Raw genomic sequence first — 17,857 nt, forward strand, 5'->3', positions numbered from 1 at the left:
ATCGGTTAAAGTTTATAATGTAAGCCCAGTATGTAATATTGCTGATAGTTATCTTTACGGATGAAGGTGTTTTTACCTGCTTCCTGGTACTCAATAGGCTGGCCGGTGTTACCATACGCGCCCAGCGGCGGGTAAGGCAGTTTTACAAACAACTCGTAAGGTGTATTTAACAGGTTGGTGGCCTTAGCATAAATGGAAAACTTTTTAAATATTCTTTTCTCGGCCGAAAAATCGAGTGTAACGATGCCTTTTTGCCAGATATCGTTATCCAGGTAAGCTGATACGCTGTTAATGCGTTCGCCGGTATATACTGCTGAGATCTGCGCATCAAGGCCCAACTTGCTATCTTTATACAGGAACGACAGGTTACCTATGTTTTTCGACTGGCCTTGCAGCGGGCGGGTTTGTTCAACCTGGCGCGTAGTGATATTGCCACTGGCATCGCGGTAACGCTGACCTTTTGCAGTAGTGATATTTGAGTTGGTAAAAGAGTAATTGGCACGGAAACCGAAATTATGGATGTACTTGGTAAAATCGGCCTCAAAGCCGTAGTTGTTGGCCGTACCGTAGTTACCTGCCTGTAAGGCAAAACCGCCTGAGCCCGCAGCCATCAGGTTGATGAGGGCGTACTCGATAGGATTTGCTATTCTTTTATAGAAAACACCCAGCAATAACTGATCGTTACCTTTAGGAAAAAACTCATAACGCAGGTCATAGTTATCGGCTGTAGCATGTTTTAAATGCGGGTTACCAATTTCCTGGTAGTCGGCATCAGGGTCGCCGCTGGTGTGCGGTACCAGCTCGTAAAAGTTAGGGCGGCTAATGGCCGAATAATATGACGCGCGCAGGTTTTGCTTATCGTTAAGGACATATTTCAAGTTTACGCTTGGCAAAATGTCATAGTATTTTATCGAACCTGTTTTACCTTCCTGTGTGGCAGGCAGGGCATCAAAATAGCTTTGATCGGTATGCTCATAACGGGCACCGGCCAATATTTCCAGTTTATTGATATTGAATTTTACCTGGCCATAACCGGCAGCAACATTTTCGGTAAAGCTATAGTTTAACGGGTCGTTAGCGGTACCTTCTAAAGTAGATACTTTAAAAAAGTTGTTATCGATGTTGCCGTCGTAGTTTTGTGTTGAGCTTTTAGCCGGATCGAGGCCTAAAGTATATTGATCGAAGGTGCTGCTGCGGGTTTTGTTGCGATACATACCGCCTGCGGTAATAATTACCTTTTGACCACCTATTTTTGGCGTGTAAACCAAATTAACGTACCCGCTTTTATCCTGATCGGAGTTATAGCTGAAAGTTTGCGTTTGACCTTTTAAGGCATCGATAGTTACTGGGGCTTGTACCACTGCGCCACCTGGCTGCAATGTGTTGCTGGTAACCAATGCCAGATCGTAACGGTTACCGTTATCAGTAGCTTTGGCATAAACCCCGGTATAATTGAGGCTTAAATTGTAGGTTAGCTTATGATCGCCATGCAAAGCGAAGTTATATATTTGTTGTACTTCGCGCTGGCTGCGTGGATCCTGTGTAACGCGGCCCTGGCCAATGCCGGTACGCTGCAGGTTTAAACTGGTATCAGACGAGAAACGATAAAGGTTTTGGCTGAGATTGATATAATCGGCATCTAACGACAGTTTGTTTTTATCGTTAATACGGTAATCAAAACGACCGATGGCAGCGGTACGCTCTTGCTGAATATTGTATGAGCGACGGGTGATATCGGTTACTACGGGCGAATTGTTAACGTCCACATCCGAGCCGAATAATACGCTCTGGTTATCTTTATAAACATTTTGGTAGCTCACTGAAAACAGCGCACCTAATTTTTTATTGGCTGTACGGCCGCCTATGCTGATGTTACCTAAAGAACCAACAGGCAGTTTTGAATTGGTAAAATGCTGAGGGTTGTTTGAAAAATCGGCAAGTGTGGCGCTGTAATGATCGCCGTTAAGGATACGCGGCGCACGCAGCGAAACATCGTTATTACCAAATTTGGTGAAGCCATAATCCATTACGCTTTGTGAAACACCGGCACCTAAGCTGGCCCTTACCGTAAATTCATCAGGGGCGTTTTTAAGCACCATGTTTACGCCACCGGCAATAGCGTCCCCTTCCATTGCCGGGGTAAGCGTTTTATAAACTTCGAGGCGCTCAATAATATCAGCCGGGAATATATCAAGCGGTACATAACGGTTCTTGTTATCGGGGCTTGGTATTTTATAACCGTTAACCAGGGTGTAGGTATAACGTTTTTCCATACCACGGATAATGGCGTACTGGCCCTCGCCGTTGTTGCTACGCTCGATAGATACGCCCGATACGCGCTGTGTTACGTTAGCTACGGTAATATCAGGAGATATTTCGATGGTTTTAGCCGAAACGGCATTTAAGACCTGGTCTGAGCGCTGCTCCATCCTGCGGGCGGCCTGGTCGCTGCCACCGTCAGCCTTGCCGGCGATGGTTACCTCGCTCAGATCAGAGCCTTTGGGCGCCAACTGAAGCTTTACCAAATAGATCGCACCATCTTTTAATTCAAATTTAGTTTCGCTTTTTTCGTACGATACATATTTAACTTCGAGTTCGTAAGAGCCGGCTTCAAGCCTTTGAAAAGTAAAACTGCCGTCAAGGCCAGTCGCGGTTAGCTTTGGGGCTTTCGTTTGGGTTTTTAAAATTACGGTGGCACCAATTAAAGGTTCGCCGGTTTGCTTATCGGTAATGATACCTTTTACAGTTGCGGCAAAAATTGGGGCAATACTAAATAAAAGGAGTACTAACAGGAGTAAAGGTTTCTTCATTGTGAAAGGGCAAAAAGTCTTTCGCAAAGAAACAGCAGCAACGTAAATACAACATTACGCGCCGATTAAGATAACATTATGCTTAACCGGGCATAGGTAGCCCTATCCGCATCAATTTTATACGGCTTTTAAAGTTAAAAAGCGATGATATCACAATTAAACGAATGAAATCTGGAGAAATTCTGAATTTTTCCGGGCTGTAAAGTATCTGGCAAAAAGGTAATTTAATGTTAATATTGGCTTAACATAAAGCAAGCGCCATCCGTTTGACTATTAAATACTTACATTATCAATCAACAGAAACGGTCAAACCTTCCTGCTGCAATATTTTGCGGTAAATTTCCATCTCGGTAAACGAACCTTCCAATACGGCACATTTGCCTTCGTTATGAACTTTCCAGGCAATCTTTTCGCCCTGCGACTGGGAGTAGTCGAGGTATTTCATCATGCAAAAGATCACGTGGTCAAAAGTGTTAAAGTCATCGTTCCATAATATTAACCGGTGCATTTCTTTCAGTCCGGCTAATACTTCTTCGAGCGTGAGTGTTTCTTCTTCTACATGAGTTGACATGCAGCGAATTTACGGAAAAAGAAGGATTTTTTGATTTCGGATTTCGGATTAACTTTATTGAGCGCTTCGCGGTTTTCAATTTCGGATTTAAAACCGCTCTCCTATTGGCAGATGACAGAAACCACTCACATCTCGCCATTCACCACCTTATTTCGCCGAGCGTGTCATCTGTTCAATGGCGTTCCACATTTCGTTAGGCACCATCTCGAGGGCGCTGAACTGGCCGGCGCCCTGCAGCCATTCGCCGCCGTCGATGGTGATCACTTCGCCGTTGATATATCCCGAGAAATCGGAAACTAAAAACGCCGCCAGGTTTGCCAGTTCCTGGTGCTCGCCTACACGTTTAAGCGGTACACGGTTTTTAAAATCAAATTTAGATGCCATTTCGCCGGGCAGCAAACGCTCCCACGCGCCTTTGGTTGGGAACGGCCCCGGAGCAATGGCATTGGTGCGGATACCGTGCCTGCCCCATTCAACGGCTAAAGAGCGTGTCATGGCCAGCACACCGCCCTTGGCACAAGCTGATGGCACCACGTAAGCTGATCCGGTAAAGGCATAGGTGGTAACGATGTTTAAAATGGTACCGGCTATTTTTTTATCGATCCAGTATTTACCTAAAGCCAGCGAGCAGTTTACCGAGCCTTTTAAAACGATATCGATAATGGTGGAGAATGCATTGGCCGACAACCTTTCGGTGGGCGATATAAAATTGCCTGCCGCATTGTTGAGCAAGGCATCAACCTGGCCAAATTTTTCAACCGACTGGTGCAGCATGGCTTCAACTTCATCGTAGTTGCGCACGTCGCATTGCACTGCAAGTACCTTGCCGCCGGTAGCCGCTTCCATTTCGGCAGCCGTTTTTTGCAAAACATCCAGTTTGCGGCTGGTGATCACCACATTGGCACCCAACTGCAAAAAATAAGTGCTCATAGCTTTACCCAAACCTGTGCCGCCGCCGGTAACTATAATGGTTTTGCCCTGCAGGGCATCATCGCGTAACATGCCTTTAACTGCCGTTGCTGATATCATGGTTATGCTGTTTTAGGTTTCTGTAAATTGTGGATGATCATTTGCAGGGCCTTGCGTGTTTCGGGCGCCCACCATTGTGTGATCATTTGGTTCAGGGTTTCGGTTTGGTCGGCATTGGCGTGTGCGATCAGGTGTTTACGCAAGTTGAGTTTGCTTTGACTCCAGGTGCTGGGGTTAAGCTGCATGTATTTTCTGATCTGGCGTTCGGCGGTGCTGATCACACTTTCGGGGTTGCATACCTCGTCTATCAAACCGATCTGCAAAGCCTCATCAACCGAAACCAGTTTACCTTCCAGTAAATTTTGGTAAGCCCTGCGTTCGCCTATCCAAAAGGCGTAAAGTTTAAAAATGCTTTCGGGTACAATAATGCCTACGGGTATTTCATTTAAGCCGATGATGTATTTGCCTTGTGCCATTACCCTGTAATCGCAGCAGATGGCCATTACGCAGCCGCCTGCCGGGCTGTGACCACTGATTGCAGCTACCATTGGCTTTTTAAACGATACCATTGCCGCATTCAAGGCCATAAAATCGGCCCAGAAGGTTTTGATCTGCTCTTCGTTGTAATCGTAAAGTTCGATGAGATCCAAACCGGCCGAAAAAAAGTTTTCCTTGCCAGTGATAACCAGTCCGCCGATGTTGTCGTCGGTATCGATACTTTTCACCAGCAGTGTAAGTTCTTTTACCATCTCGGCATTCATGGGATTTGATTTCCCGCGATTAAGCTGGGTGATAGCCAGCCGGTCTTTTACGGTAACCTGGAGTGTGTTCATTGGGTAAATGGTTTATATCAGCCAAGGTCGGTTTAATTTTTTATAAATACAATGCACGCATAGTAAATTTTCAAAGCGTCATTGCGAGGTGAGACGCGGGTAAGTTCTAATACAACTTCTGGTAAAACGCTTTGAGCATTTCGGCGGGGTCGGGGGAATTATTGATGGCCCCCGATACGGCAATGCCTGCAACGCCGGTTTGCATCAGGTTTTCTACATCTTGTAATTGTATCCCGCCAACGGCTATAACCGGCAAGGTGGTAGGATATTTCTGCAGTTCGCGGAATCCGTCGAAACCTAAAAACGGGTAGTTATTGAGTTTGGTATCGGTATGGGCGAAGGGGCCGTAACCGCAATAATCAACCATGCCTTCGTTTTGCAGTTTTAAAAGGCGATCGACAGTAATGGCTGATGTGCCTAACGTTTTGTCGTCGCCAATGATATTCCTGATCTCTGCCAGATCGGCATTCATGTTTTCCATGTGTACTCCCTGGGCATCTACCCTATCGAGCAAATGATAGTGCTGCGTCAATATCAATGTAGCGCCCCAGTCATCGCAGATAGCGGCCACCTGGTTTATTTCATCAATCAGCTCATCGTCGGTTTTGGTGAGGCAACGGTATTGTATCCAGTTAACACCAGCCTGGCAGGCCATATCGACCTGCTCGATGTGACTGCGGTGAGGCAGATCGTGGGTGAGGTAGTGAAAACGGGAAATATACTTTTTCATTTAGTCCGAAAGTCGGAAAAGTCCGTGAAGTCCGAAAGAGCATTTGCAGTTTTATATTGATAAAAACAAAAAAGTCCGAAAGAGCAAATACCGCATCTTTCGGACTTTCCGACTTCAGTCTTTTCGGACTATTTTAATACTTGCACCAGTGGTACGCCAATGGTACCGTTTGGTGTTTGAATGTGCAGCAGTGCAGCAACGGTTGGTGCAATATCCGTCATATGTGTGGGCAGGCTGGTGTGGCCGTGCTGTACACCCCAGCCCATAAATACCAGCGGTATGTGCGTATCATAAGGGTTCCAGGTGCCGTGGGTAGTACCGGTGCCACCACGCCCATCAAACCAGCCTGGTTTTAAAACGATCTGTATAACACCGCTATGCTCAATATTGTATCCGTTGATGATACGGGTGCGCAAGGCTTCGGGCAGGTTAGCGGTTTGGGCGTTCTGCATATCAACAGCGAAAGCTACTCCGGTTTGTTTTTGCAAAAAGGCAATGCAATCCTGTTTAACAGCATATTCGCTTATCTTTTTATCAGCTATAGCCACATTATTTAAGTTAACCTGGTAATTATCCAGGGCCAATACCATTCTCTTTACACCATACTTTTCCTCCAAAAGGCTATTCAAACCTTTCATGGTACTCTGGGCAGACCATACGCCTGCAGGAACATTATGATCACCTAAAAACGTGGTGTTATGTGCCGCGCCATGATCGGCGGTTAAAAACACGGTGTAGGTACCTTTGCCAACGGTGCTATCCAGATAGGTGAAAAAGCTGCTCAGGTCACGGTCGAGGCGTAAGTAGGTATCTTCTACCTCAACAGCATTGACACCAAACTGGTGGCCAACATAATCGGTAGATGACAGGCTCACGGCTAAAAAGTCGGTTACGGTGTTTTTACCCAATTGCTCATTAGCGATGGCCGCTTTAGCCAGATCGAGCGTTAACGAATTACCGTAAGGTGTGCTGCGTATAAGCCCCATACCCCTGGCAGCCATCATTTGCGAGGTTTTAACCGGCATGGTTGGCGCATCCGCACCGGCAAATTTGCCTTCGTATCTCGGGCTGTTATCTTCGGTGCTTTGCAGATAGGTATTAACAGGATACAGGGTATTCCAATCCTGCTTTAAGTATTGCGCGGGTAGTTTTTGATCGTTAAATTTTTTGACCCAGGCAGGCAGGTCGTTCATGTAATAGGTGCTGGTTATCCAGTTGCCGCTGGCATCATCAAACCAATAAGCGGCGTTGGCGGTGTGCCCGGCGGGTAAAATACCACCTCTGTCTTTTAACGCAATGCCGATAACTTTTGAACGGAAGTTTGTTGCAAAACGCAACTCATCGGTAACGGTAGTAACCAGCAAATTGCGCGGCGACATTTCGCCGGCCCTTGAAGTGCTGCCTACGGTATGCACGGTGGTATCTTCGGTGCAGTACATTGTTTTGCCCGTAGCCTGGATAATAAAATCGTTACCGGCAATGCCGTGTATAGCAGGCACGGTACCGGTGTAGATACAGGTGTGACCGGCGGCGGTTACCGTTGGGATATAATCGAGATTGGTATTATCGCAGCTAAAGCCCTCGTTCAATAAGCGTTTAAAACCACCGGCCTGGTAACGATCGTAATAACGATACAGGTAATCCCAGCGCATCTGGTCGATAACGATACCGACTACCAGTTTGGGGCGCGGCACCGATGAGGCGGCAGTTGCATGAGCAGTGGCAGCAACCTTGCGGGTTGTTTTGGTTTGAGCTGAAGCGTTGAGCGCGATGGCTGTGATTAAAATTGCAGGGAAAAATTTTAATTTCATGGGTAAATTGTAAAAAGCCAAATATCAGTATTGTTGCTCAAATTCAATGTGACATTATTGTTAAGATTTTAACTTTCGAAAGTTAATAAAGCATGCTGGCTTGCGGTATGCAGATCGCGCCAAACGCGGTTGATATCAGAACCTGTACTGGCGGCTATCAAACCGCAATACGGATACAGGTCATCCACAACCCGGCGCGAAACTTTGGCCAGATGACGGCTGATTTGACTTACGGCTTTCAGACTATCGCCTATAACATCAGCATCGTTGTTGATGTACCCGGCCCATGACCGGTCGACTTCAAGGTAAAAGGTAGTACGGATATCATTTAACAGGTATACCGAACCGGCAAAAACTTCGTCAAGCGTATCTTCATTGGCTTTGGTCAGATCTTTTATCTTGCGTTTTTCGGCGAATACCTGTTTACACAGGTCGATAAAATGAATGGCTAATCCCGACAGATTAACGGCCAAAGTAGCTTCGGCCAGCTGCCGGAAGGGATAAGTATATAAGGGCCTGTTGATAACCGCAAAATCAGGGTCGATGATAAATGCGCGGTTGGCTGGTACTACTATATTTTTAACTTCGAAACTATGGCTGCCGGTGGCTACCATGCCGATATAGCTCCATGCAGGTAATACGTTTACCTCGTTGCGCTTAAATAGAAATGCCTTGATGGTTTGTTTGCCATCGGCAGTTAAAACGGGGCCGTTGTCATCGCAAATAATGCAATTGGCGGTAAAATGCGTGGCGTGCAGGGCGCCGCTGGCATATTTCCAGCTGCCGCTAACCAAGTACCCATCGCCGGTAATTATTGCGGTGCCACCGGGAGCACCGCTGCCTGCCAGGCAAACCTGCTCATCAGCAAAAATTTCGCGACTCAGACCAGCATCTAAAAAACCGCCGAACCAGCCTGCGCCGGTACATAAAGTTATGGCCCAGCCCATACTGCCATCGGCCCAGCTGATGGCTTCTATCAGGCGTACTTCATCGGGCAAACTTAATTCGAGGCCGCCGTACTCTGTTGGCGTGAGCATTTTAAACCATTGCTGCTGATAAGCCACGGCTAATTGCCCGTGCTGCAGTTTTCCATCCTTTTCGGCTGCAGCAGCCTGTTCACGGATAGCGGTTACCCATTCGGGGCGTAGTTGCTGTAACGGGTGCGATGCGATATCCATTGTTATTGTTCGGTTATGAGTTCCTTGGAGGCAAGTCTTTCCTTGCGGGAACGGTTATAAATTTTTATCCAATCGAAAAAGCCCCAGGTACCGATGACGAACAAAAACACCACCATCAAAGCAGATAGCGGCAGATGTTTGTAAAAAAGCAGTGGTACGGCAAACACGTTTGAAAGGTTTAGCAACGCCCAGTTTTCGATCTTACGGCGCGCAAGCAGCCACATACCTGCCCAAGCCGTTGCCGATACCCATGAATCCCACAAAGGGACGTTTGATGGGGTATACATACCGGCGAATAAATGGGGCAGGGTTTCGGTAAGGTTAACATAAAAGAATGCCGTACCAATAACTACGATGGCGATGGTAATCAGCCACTCCTGCCGGGTACTCCACGTAATTTCTACAGGTGGTTCGTTAGCTTTTTTTATCCAATGGTACCAGCCATAAAAACTCATCACGATATAATACCCGCTTAAAACACATTCGGCATAAAGGTGTACGTTTATCAGCAAGTAAATGCCTAAAAACGTACCGATAATACCTGTAGGGTACAGCCACACATTGTTAATACGGGCCAGCAGCACTTCGGCAACCCCGAATGCAATGGCCATCCATTGCAACGGGGTTGTTTGATGCAGCTCTTCTAAAAAGAAATTATAGACCGTTTGCCAGTGCATAGTTTAAAATGCTAAACTTAATGATGCCAGGAAATGCCGTGGCGCCTGCGGGAAATAGTAATTGTAATTCATTACCTGCCCGCTTTCAATATCCGGATAGGTGGCACCGTTGGTTTCGTATTTTTCGCTGAAAACATTATTAACCAATAAGGCCAGGCCAATATTTTTAACCGATTTGATACGGAAATTATAGCTTACGCGCACATTGTTAACAAAGTACGAGTTTAAAGCGCGGGTATTGTTGGAAGTGTTATCCAGGTATTGTTTGCCTACATATTTGCTGATGAAAGCAATTTCGCCGCCCTTAACAGGGATAAAATCAAACTCGCTTGATGCCACGACCGATGGCGAAAAAGCGATATCGGTCGTGGTGTAGCTATTGTGCACCAGGGTATTGTTATCGTAATTAAACAGGTACTCGTTAAAGTTTTTAACCTTATTGGCGCTTAGTGAGGCCGTAGCAGCCCAGTTTACCCATTTGGCTATTTTAGCCTTGCCATCCAGTTCCAAACCCAGGCGGTAGCTATCGTCAACATTCTGGCGGGTGGCTTCGCCAACATCGTTTAACTGGCCGGTTAATACCAACTGGTTTTTGTACAGCATATAAAAACCGTTAATACCTAAGTTAAATGCGGGCTGACTGGTGCGGTAACCCAACTCAAAATCTGTGAGGTGTTCGGCTTTGGGGCGGCTGTTTGGTGTTGAGTTTACAAAATCGGAACGGTTAGGCTCGTGATTGCCAATAGCTACCGAAGCATATAGATTGCTCCTGTCGCTAAACTGATAGGTTATACCGGCTTTGGGGTTAAAAAAATCTAAGGCAACCTGCTGCTGTACGTTATTTAAATTCTGATCGTAACCTAAAAATGAATAGTCGATATGGCGGTACTGCATATCGGCAAACAGGATCACATCGCCTACGGTGTAATCCGCTTTAGCGAAAATATTAAAATCCTTTTTAGTAGCGTTGTTACGGGAGTACTCGTAATCGGGGGTAGCGGTAGTGCTTTGCTGCGTCCACTCCAAATTATTGTAGTGCTGGCCTTTGTAAATATTATATGCGCCACCCAGTGTTAATTTCAGATCGTTTTGCGGCTGATAGTTCAAGGCATAAGTCAATCCGTAAAAATCGGTATTGAGCCATAAACGGCGAACAAGGTCGGTGTGATCGATCACTACGCCGCCGATGGTTACCGGGGTTAAGCCATAATCGGCAACATCCTGATCCTGCTTGTATTCTTCGTAATAGCCAAAACCTTTGGTGTAGTGCAGCGCACCGCTGAAAGATAGTTTATCCGACAGTTTTTGATCAACCAGCAACTGATAGTAGTTTTGGGTGTAATTATCAGTTTGATTTTTATAGTAACTGCCATCGGGCATTAAACCTAACTCGTTGTAAGTGCGGTTACCTGTTTTCAGGATATCTTCGGGTACGCCGTCCCAGGTCTGGTAGGTTTGCTCGTAGCCTGAAAATACGTTGGCACGAACGAGGGTGCTTTTGCCATAATAAGCGCCGCTTAAAAAGTACGATTTAAGATGCGAGAAAGCCCTGTCGATATAACCATCGGACTGTATCCGCGATAAGCGGCCATCGAAAGTAAACTTACCGTCGATCAAACCCGTACCCACGTTTACCGTGTTTTTTATTGTTCCGTACGAGCCGGCAGAGTTATTGAGTTCGGCATAAGCTGAATCACGGCGGGTGGTGGTTTGGATGTTGATACTCGCGCCGAAAGCGCCGGCACCGTTGGTTGAAGTACCTACGCCGCGCTGCACCTGGATGTTATCGACAGAGGAAACCAGATCGGGCAGATCGACAAAATACGCGCCCTGATCTTCGGCATCATTAAGCGGGATACCATTAAGGGTAACGTTGGTGCGGGTACCATCGGACCCGCGGATACGGATGCCGGTATAGCCAACACCTGTGCCTGCATCGGAAGTAATAACCGCCGAGGGTGTTTGATTTAACAGAAAAGGCAGATCCTGGCCAAAATTATTTTTAGCCAGATTGGCCTTACTTAAATTGGTAAAAGTAGTGGCGGCGTTTTTTGATGCGCGGGTTGCGCTTACGGTTACCTCATCGCCAACAAACCCGGTTTTAACCAGCTTAAAGTTTAAAACAGTTGCGCCGGTAACCCTGATGGTTTTATCAGCAGCAGCATAGCCAACATAGGTAACGTGCACGGTGTACGTTGCGGCCTTGATGTAATCGAGATTGTAGGCGCCGTTTTTATCGGCAATGATAGCCGATACATAATCAGTAGTTGAAACAGAGAGCGTGGCACCGGGCAAGGCTTCGCCGGTTGAACCATCGGTAACTTTCCCGGAAAGGGAAATCTGGGCCGTTGCTAAAAAAGGTAACAGCAGAGCGCATAACGCTGCAAATAAATTTTTCAAAATGTGTTAAAATTAAATTGAGTTAAACCATCTGCCGGTCAGGGCGAACAAGCAGTACACTTAACTATTTTACCTCTCCCTACGCCGGCATTACCCGGATCAGGTGTATGGACTTAAGACAAAAGAGCAAGGAGCAAAGACATTTTGACTTTTGCTTTTTGACTTTTAACTTAAATCCAATGGGTTTGATCTCAGCCTGTCTTTCAGTTTGGCTGGAATAATTTGCAACTTATTCCGTTCGTTCCAAAGCAAGGCACCCCTTGAGAATTATGCTGCGAAGATAGAGATTAGATTTGAGTATTGAGATATGAGATGTGAGATCTTTTCATTTCAGGCATGTTGGATCAAAAGAATTACCGATAAAAGATAAATTTTTAATTAAAACAATAGCAGTTTAATTGAGGTATAACAGTATTGAAAACAAATCGCAAACTATTTTAACACGACCATCGTATTTATTAACGCTTAGGCTGTTATATTTGCGATGCTAATCTATTGCCAGCCAGTGGTTAGTTAAACCGGGGCAATATAGCGTTGCTTAAATTTAATGGCTAAAAATTGCCGTTATTTAATAGCGATAAGGAACTATATCGTAAGATAATTTTTTTCCGGATCATCTGCCGGTATTGACTGTGATAAAGGGATTGGTGTTGCTGATAAATAACAGGCCGCCGTTTGATGGCCTCCTTGATAAATTTATAGGGTACTATGGTTAAAAATTACCTATTCAGGATAGTTTTATTATGTTTTTTGTTTTGCCAGGCGTTTAACAGCGCCGTTGCCCAATATGCCATTGGCGGTTCGGCAGGTACCAATTTAGTTAATTCGGTATACTGGCTTACCTGGGATAAAAGCGCTACCGGCTCCACCCTGATCTCTACACCCGCAGGCGCCGATGCCTACAATATCCTTAGCGGTACGTATGTATGGCAATTTTCGCCAACGGTACGGATCACAGCGATTTTAAGTAACTACAATTCCACATCGGGCACATCCATGCTGGCTTATACCCCGGGACAATATTTAGGTGATGGTTTGGATCTGATCTATTCGGGTAACAACCAGCCAAAGCCAAATTCGCGCGGGGTGGGTAACTCGGCCCTGGCTACCCCGTACGGTGCAACGGTAACTTTTGATATTGATATTAAAGTAGCCATCCTGATCAACGGCGTTTGGACAGATGTGGTTTACCCGGGCATGGTGATTGGCGATGCGGAGTCGATAGATTCGGGCGGTGAGTTTATATCGGGCAATACCCCAAACCCTATTGCCTGGCAATTGCTGAATAAACGTACGCAAAACGATCCGGCGGACAGTCATTACAAAATGGACCTGACGAACAGTGGCCGGTCGTTTAAATTATATGCCGACCTGCCACCGGGGAACTTTGGTGTGCAGGCGGTAATGTTTGCCCACGGCGCCCGTAATATTACCAATTTATCGATGAAAGGATCGGGGATACAGGCCATGGCCATTGGTTTTGTATTGCCTTTTGATCTGACGGATGCCCCGCAATCGTACGGCAACGCCGGGCATTATATGGAAAACTTCCAGATAACCGATTATTATGCCGGCGATGGCACTTACCCGGTTGTTAACTACAACACTACCCCGCTTATCCCCTTTGCCAGTGTTTACATTGGTGCCAACAACGTTGATGCGGATGGGCAACCCGCCTATACCGTTAATGCCAACAATGATGACGGCGTTGGTAACGATGATGAAAATACGCTTACCCCGGCTGCACTGCCAGATATTAAGGTAAATATGGCCGGTAACGTAGTGATCAGCCTGCCGGTTACCAATACCAAAAGTGTACCGGCAACTTTATATGGCTGGATAGACTTTAATAACGATGGTGTTTTTGCACCAAACGAGTTGATAAGCGCCACTATTCCGGCCAATACCAATAACCAGACCTTTACACTAACCTATCCTAACGCCATGTTTACGGGCAAGCTGAAGGTGGGTACCATGTACGCGCGTTTCAGGATTACGACGACGAACTTACTGGATGATAACGCCACCACAATGGATGAGCGCAGCACGTCGTTCGCAGCTGATGGGGAAGCGGAAGATTACCGGTTTAAAGACGTATTAGGTGTTACCATTTCGGGTACGCTGGTTGACGACCCTAATGGGCGTTTGGATGGGGCAATATCGGGTAACCCGGTGCAAACCATTAACGGCAACCCAATGTATGCCTACCTGGTTGACAATAGCACCAACCTGGTGGTTAACAAAGTGATCATAGGCGCGGGCGGTGCTTACTCGTTCGCCAATGCCAATAATGGCAATTATACGGTGGCTATCTCAACCAATAATGTAGCCATTGGCAGCAATATATCGGCAGTAGCGGCAAACCTGCCTGCGGGCTGGGCAGCGTCGGGGGCGGCATATGGTACCAATAATGCTAATAACAGCGGTTTACAAGCCGGGACACCTAACCTGCAAATTTTGGTTTCGACACCGGGCACCAGCCTGGATGTAAGCGGTGTAAACCTGAGCGTAAACCAGGTACCGGTGGCTGCAGCCGATGCCGGAACCACCACCATAGGGCAAGCTATCACGCTGAATATTCCGGGGAATGACTCGGATGCGGATGGCACGCTGGATGCAACGTCAGTGTTATTGATAGACCCGGCGGATAATATCAAGAAAACATCGGTAACAGTTGTAGGCCAGGGCACCTATACCGTAAATACCACAACCGGTGTGGTAACTTTTGTGCCTGTAGCTACATTTACGGGTAAGGCCACACCGATCAATTATACCATTAAAGATAATTTCGGATCGGAAAGCGTACCTGCTTTGATCTCGATAAGTATTAAACCGGTTGGCGTGAATGATGCAGATGTGACCACGGTAAACACCGCAGTTATCACCACAGTAAAAGCAAACGATGGCGCCAGCGGCACCAATACAACGGTCGCCGCCTCCACAGGCTCACACGGTGTTACCAGTGTTGACGCTACCGGAAAGGTGACTTATACACCTGTGGCCGGTTATTTTGGTACAGATACTTACACTTATACACTAACCACGCCAGATGGAATAGTTTCGGATCCGATAACGGTGACTATCAGCATTAAGCCGGCAGGTGTTGCCGACGCGGCAACAACACCTATCAATACTGCGGTAACTACCAACGTTAAAGCAAACGATGGCGCCAGCGGTGTAGGTGCTACGGTAACCGCAACCAATGGTACTCATGGTATCACTTCGGTAGATGCATCGGGCAATGTTACTTATACACCAGCGGCGGGTTATATTGGAAAAGATACTTACACTTATACGCTAACTAACGGTGGCTCTACATCGGCACCTATCACGGTAACGGTAAGCATCAAACCGGTTGGTGTAAACGACGCGGACGCGACACCGATAAACACACCGGTAACCACTACCGTAAAAAATAACGACGGCCCAAGCGGTATAGGTACCACAGTAGCCCCCACCAACGGTACGCATGGCACCACAGCTGTTGATGCAACGGGCAAAGTAACTTACACCCCGGCTCCGGGATATACCGGTACTGATACGTATACTTACACACTGACCACGCCCGACGGTGTGGTATCGGATCCGATAACGGTGACCATCACCATTTATGCCTCATCAATGACGCTGACCAAGGTTGCCAATAACGGCGGCACTAAAATTGGCGATATTATTAACTATACCCTGGTAGTTAGCAATACAGGCAGCTTTAACATCAATAACGTAACCATAACCGACCCTGGCGCGGATGCAGGTTCCATATCGCCGGCATCAATAGCGACACTGGCACCAGGAGCATCGGCAACGATAACGGCTAAACATACTTTAACCCAGGCCGATTTTATTGCTGGCAGCTATAGCAACCAGGCCACCGCGGGCGGAACTGACCAGAACGGTGTGCCGGTGACCAAAAAATCTGATAATCCGGCAACAGCCGCCGCGAACGATCCGACCGTGGTAACGCTGCCCCTTTTGCCGGGCGCCGTAAGCATCAGCAAATCGGGCATATTTGCCAGCAATTATATTACGTATACATTTTATATCCAAAACACCGGTTTCACCATTATCAATTCGCTTGCGCTTACGGATGCTAAATTGGGCCTGAACAATTACGCGATAGCGGTTCCGGTAGGTGGTTTGTACCCTGGTGCGGCGGTTTATTTCAGCACGCAATACACGTTGCTTCAGGCGGATAAGGATGCCGGGTTTGTGAATAACACAGCTTCGATAAGTGCGGTTGATGCTGCCGCGAGAACGCTGACCGCCACATCGAGCGTTACGGTGCAGGTGGCTAAATCGCCCATGGCGAATGATGACATTGCGCAGACGACCATTAACCAGCCGGTAATTATCCCTGTGCTGGCCAATGATAACCCGGGCAACTCAACCTTTGACCCTAAAACGGTAGAGATCATCAGTCAGCCGGCATTTGGTACCGTAAAGGTTAATACTGATGGTACAGTAACCTATACCCCTAACTCTGATTACAACGGGCCGGATAAGTTTACTTATCGTGTAAAAGACGCGAACGGGTTTTACAGCAACGTGGCCACGGTAAATATTACGCAACAATTGATACCGGGAGCGCTTAAAGTACCAACGCTTTTTACGCCTAACGGCGATGGCAAAAACGATGTATTTGAGATCAGGGGATTGAGCCAGTACCAGATAAATGAACTGAGCATTGTTAACCGCTGGGGTAACGAGGTATACCACAGCAACAATTACCAGAACACCTGGACAGGCGATGGTTTGAACGAGGGCACTTATTACTATATATTGAAGGTGCAGAAAAACTCGCAGAGCGAAACAGATGTATATAAAGGTTATGTTACCCTGGTGCGATCATTTAAATAAATCGGGGTAACCCATCAATTACGTCATGATGAAACGAATATTATTATTGTTGACATTGATATCCGGCCCGGTGATGCTGTACGCGCAGCAGGATGCCCAGCAAAGTCAGTACATGTTTAACGGTATTTATATCAATCCTGCTTACGCGGGATATAAAGAGAACATCAACCTGCACACCTATTACCGCAACCAGTGGACAGGCATCAACGGTGCGCCGGTAAGTATGTCGTTAGCATTGGATGCCAGCGCTAATGATAGGAAGGTAGGTTTGGCGCTGCAACTGGCATCGGATAAGCTGGGTGCGCAAAGTAACCTTTCGGGCTACATCAATTATGCTTACCGCATCCGGATGAATAATGACGGCACCTCGAGGCTGGCGCTTGGGCTCGGCGCAGGTTTGATGCAGCTGGGATTGGACGGTGCACAACTTAACCCTAACGACCCGGAGCCCGATCAGCCTACAGGTATGCAAAGCAAGCTGGTGCCCGATGCCCGCCTGGGTGTTTTTTATTCGGACGATAAATTTTACGCGGGCCTTTCGGCAGATAACCTGGTATCGCAATACATCAATATTAAAAGTAACTCGTACCTGGCGCAGCCTAAACCACACTTTTATTTAACCGGCGGCGTGCTGATCCCGTTATCGGAAGATGTGATGGTAAAGCCGAGCTTTTTGCTGAAGGATGACCGGGCAGGCCCGACAAGTTTGGATATCAACGCGTTTTTATTGTTTGGCGAGAAACTATGGCTGGGCGGCTCATACCGTAGCGGGATAAAACTTTACAGCAAACCTTTTTTGCAGAGCGACCTTACGCAGCTTAACTCGGTTGTGTTTGCTGCACAGATCTTCCCGATGGAGAATTTGCGCATAGGATATGCATACGATCTGTCGGTCGGTCCGCTGCAGGGTTATAGCGGTGGCACGCACGAGATATCGATCGGCTTTTATTTTAAAAGCCCGAAAAGCAGGATGTTAACCCCAAGGTATTTTTAGTAAACAGATCGGCAGAAGAGATCAAAA

The 17,857-nt window shown here is 46.9% G+C and carries 11 protein-coding genes; 2 read left to right on the forward strand and 9 right to left on the reverse strand.

From position 1 onward, the window contains the following. Positions 1–5: 5 nt before the first annotated feature. The 9 genes from ACFGVR_RS03245 to ACFGVR_RS03285 all read right to left on the reverse strand — a co-directional run bounded on the left by ACFGVR_RS03245 (position 6) and on the right by ACFGVR_RS03285 (position 11,979). Positions 6–2,810: a TonB-dependent receptor domain-containing protein gene (locus tag ACFGVR_RS03245; protein WP_448701098.1), complete on the reverse strand. Its 2,805-nt coding sequence runs from the start codon at positions 2,808–2,810 to the stop codon at positions 6–8. Positions 2,811–3,099: 289 nt separating this feature from the next. Beyond that, positions 3,100–3,381: an ATP-dependent Clp protease adaptor ClpS gene (locus ACFGVR_RS03250; protein WP_448701099.1), complete on the reverse strand. Its 282-nt coding sequence runs from the start codon at positions 3,379–3,381 to the stop codon at positions 3,100–3,102. 147 nt (positions 3,382–3,528) lie between these two features. After that, entirely contained in the window at positions 3,529–4,410 is an 882-nt protein-coding gene (locus tag ACFGVR_RS03255; RefSeq protein WP_448701100.1) for an SDR family oxidoreductase, read from the reverse strand. A 2-nt stretch (positions 4,411–4,412) separates the two neighbouring features. Next, positions 4,413–5,183 (reverse strand): enoyl-CoA hydratase/isomerase family protein, encoded by a 771-nt coding sequence (locus tag ACFGVR_RS03260; protein WP_448701102.1) that lies wholly within the window; start codon positions 5,181–5,183, stop codon positions 4,413–4,415. A 106-nt stretch (positions 5,184–5,289) separates the two neighbouring features. Beyond that, positions 5,290–5,913: a thiamine phosphate synthase gene (locus ACFGVR_RS03265; protein ID WP_448701103.1), complete on the reverse strand. Its 624-nt coding sequence runs from the start codon at positions 5,911–5,913 to the stop codon at positions 5,290–5,292. A 128-nt stretch (positions 5,914–6,041) separates the two neighbouring features. Then, entirely contained in the window at positions 6,042–7,724 is a 1,683-nt protein-coding gene (gene pafA / locus ACFGVR_RS03270; protein WP_448701104.1) for an alkaline phosphatase PafA, read from the reverse strand. Positions 7,725–7,792: 68 nt separating this feature from the next. Continuing rightward, positions 7,793–8,902, reverse strand: a complete 1,110-nt coding sequence (locus tag ACFGVR_RS03275; protein WP_448701106.1) for an acyl-CoA dehydrogenase family protein — start codon at positions 8,900–8,902, stop codon at positions 7,793–7,795. A gap of 2 nt (positions 8,903–8,904) precedes the next feature. Then, positions 8,905–9,579, reverse strand: coding sequence for a nicotinamide riboside transporter PnuC (gene pnuC / locus ACFGVR_RS03280; protein WP_448701107.1), 675 nt, complete (start codon positions 9,577–9,579; stop codon positions 8,905–8,907). 3 nt (positions 9,580–9,582) lie between these two features. Beyond that, positions 9,583–11,979, reverse strand: coding sequence for a TonB-dependent receptor (locus ACFGVR_RS03285; protein ID WP_448701108.1), 2,397 nt, complete (start codon positions 11,977–11,979; stop codon positions 9,583–9,585). Positions 11,980–12,687: 708 nt separating this feature from the next. On the opposite strand from ACFGVR_RS03285, the gene ACFGVR_RS03290 reads away from it, so the two are divergent. Together ACFGVR_RS03290 and ACFGVR_RS03295 are read left to right on the forward strand one after the other, a co-directional pair. Then, on the forward strand, positions 12,688–16,836 hold the full coding sequence (locus tag ACFGVR_RS03290) for a CshA/CshB family fibrillar adhesin-related protein (protein ID WP_448701109.1): 4,149 nt from the start codon (positions 12,688–12,690) through the stop codon (positions 16,834–16,836). 25 nt (positions 16,837–16,861) lie between these two features. Further along, positions 16,862–17,830 (forward strand): PorP/SprF family type IX secretion system membrane protein, encoded by a 969-nt coding sequence (locus tag ACFGVR_RS03295; protein ID WP_448701110.1) that lies wholly within the window; start codon positions 16,862–16,864, stop codon positions 17,828–17,830. Positions 17,831–17,857 lie beyond the last annotated feature (27 nt).

The organism is Mucilaginibacter aureus (assembly GCF_053514885.1).

What these genes read in the sequence shown, in the direction of transcription:
- ACFGVR_RS03245 (WP_448701098.1), bottom strand. Translation starts at nt 2,810, where the DNA reads ATGAAGAAACCTTTACTCCTGTTAGTACTCCTTTTATTTAGTATTGCC.
- ACFGVR_RS03250 (WP_448701099.1), bottom strand. Translation starts at nt 3,381, where the DNA reads ATGTCAACTCATGTAGAAGAAGAAACACTCACGCTCGAAGAAGTATTA.
- ACFGVR_RS03255 (WP_448701100.1), bottom strand. Translation starts at nt 4,410, where the DNA reads ATGATATCAGCAACGGCAGTTAAAGGCATGTTACGCGATGATGCCCTG.
- ACFGVR_RS03260 (WP_448701102.1), bottom strand. Translation starts at nt 5,183, where the DNA reads ATGAACACACTCCAGGTTACCGTAAAAGACCGGCTGGCTATCACCCAG.
- ACFGVR_RS03265 (WP_448701103.1), bottom strand. Translation starts at nt 5,913, where the DNA reads ATGAAAAAGTATATTTCCCGTTTTCACTACCTCACCCACGATCTGCCT.
- pafA (WP_448701104.1), bottom strand. Translation starts at nt 7,724, where the DNA reads ATGAAATTAAAATTTTTCCCTGCAATTTTAATCACAGCCATCGCGCTC.
- ACFGVR_RS03275 (WP_448701106.1), bottom strand. Translation starts at nt 8,902, where the DNA reads ATGGATATCGCATCGCACCCGTTACAGCAACTACGCCCCGAATGGGTA.
- pnuC (WP_448701107.1), bottom strand. Translation starts at nt 9,579, where the DNA reads ATGCACTGGCAAACGGTCTATAATTTCTTTTTAGAAGAGCTGCATCAA.
- ACFGVR_RS03290 (WP_448701109.1), top strand. Translation starts at nt 12,688, where the DNA reads ATGGTTAAAAATTACCTATTCAGGATAGTTTTATTATGTTTTTTGTTT.
- ACFGVR_RS03295 (WP_448701110.1), top strand. Translation starts at nt 16,862, where the DNA reads ATGATGAAACGAATATTATTATTGTTGACATTGATATCCGGCCCGGTG.